At 68.9% G+C, this 794-nt stretch carries 1 protein-coding gene; it reads left to right on the top strand.

Translation table 11 applies throughout. The features are described from left to right. Positions 1-794 (top strand): alpha-amylase family protein (locus BIV23_RS45215; protein ID WP_245790963.1); only part of this gene is annotated, 794 nt, incomplete at both ends.

Genomic DNA, 794 nt, shown 5'->3' with positions numbered 1-794 from the left:
TCGGAGGGCACCGCCGAGCAGCCCCACGGCACCTTCCGTACGGCGGCCCGCCGGCTGGAGGCGATCGCCGCGATGGGCTTCGACGTCGTGTACCTGCCGCCCGTCCATCCCATCGGGACGACCTTCCGCAAGGGCCCGAACAACACCCTCGCCGCCGGCCCGCACGACGTCGGGGTGCCCTGGGCCATCGGGTCCCCCGAGGGCGGCCACGACGCCCTGCACCCGGCGCTGGGCACGTTCGAGGACTTCGACCACTTCGTCGGCCGGGCACAGGAGTTGGGGATGGAGGTCGCCCTCGACTTCGCGCTGCAGTGCTCCCCGGACCATCCCTGGGTGGACAAGCACCCCGACTGGTTCCACCACCGGGCCGACGGCACCATCGCGTATGCGGAGAACCCGCCGAAGAAGTACCAGGACATCTACCCCGTCGCCTTCGACGCCGACCTGGACGGCCTGGTCGCCGAGACCGTGCGGATCCTGCGGCACTGGACGGACCACGGGGTGCGGATCTTCCGGGTCGACAACCCGCACACCAAACCCGTCGTGTTCTGGGAACGCGTCATCGCCGAGGTCAACGGCACCGACCCGGACGTGATCTTCCTGGCCGAGGCCTTCACCCGCCCCGCGATGATGCACACCCTCGCCCAGATCGGCTTCCAGCAGTCCTACACCTACTTCACCTGGCGCAACACCAAGCACGAACTCACCGAATACCTCACCGAGTTGACGGGCGAGGCCGCCGCGTACATGCGGCCGAACCTCTTCGCCAACACCCCGGACATCCTGCACGCCTA

Source organism: Streptomyces monashensis (assembly GCF_001866665.1).
Classification (GTDB): Bacteria; Actinomycetota; Actinomycetes; order Streptomycetales; family Streptomycetaceae; genus Streptomyces; species Streptomyces monashensis.
The sequence above is the reverse complement of the archived record's forward strand: the minus strand, read 5'-3'. Positions and strand labels throughout refer to the sequence as shown.